The organism is Rhizobacter sp. P2_H2 (genome assembly GCF_056403375.1).
In genome coordinates this window covers 1-514 of the sequence record NZ_JBFUFP010001862.1, presented here as the reverse complement: position 1 = coordinate 514, position 514 = coordinate 1, and the positions used below count along the sequence as shown (strand labels likewise).

Genomic DNA, 514 nt, shown 5'->3' with positions numbered 1-514 from the left:
CTGCGGCGCGGTGCTGGCCGACATCCTGGCCGGCCGCGCCGACCCGCTGCACCAGCTGTTCCCGAACGGCTCGGCCGAGCTGGCCGAGGCGCTGTACCGCGATGCGCCCGAGGCCAAGGCCTACAACCAGCTGCTGCGCGAGACCGTGCGCGCCGCCCTCGCACGGCTGCCGGCCGGGCAGCGGCTGCGCATCCTCGAAGTGGGCGGCGGCACCGGCGGCACCACGGCATGGGTCGCGCCGATGCTGCCGGCCGACCGCTGCGACTACCTGTTCACCGACATCGGCCCGCTGATGGTGGCCCGTGCCCGCGAACGCTTCGGCGTGCACCCGTTCATGCGCTTCCAGCCGCTGGACCTGGAGGGCTCGCTGGCGGCGCAGCTGGCGGGGCAGCACTTCGACCTCGTGATCGCGGCCAACGTGATCCACGCGACGGCCGACCTCGCCCGCACCCTCGGCCAGGTCCGCCAGGTGCTCGCGCCCGGCGGCACGCTGCTGATGCTCGAGGTGGCGGGC

The 514-nt window shown here is 74.9% G+C and carries 1 protein-coding gene; it reads left to right on the top strand.

Annotation, left to right across the window (positions count from 1 at the left end):
* The coding region (locus AC1D15_RS36645) for a class I SAM-dependent methyltransferase (RefSeq protein WP_477829959.1) at positions 1 to 514 on the top strand (514 nt) is incomplete at both ends.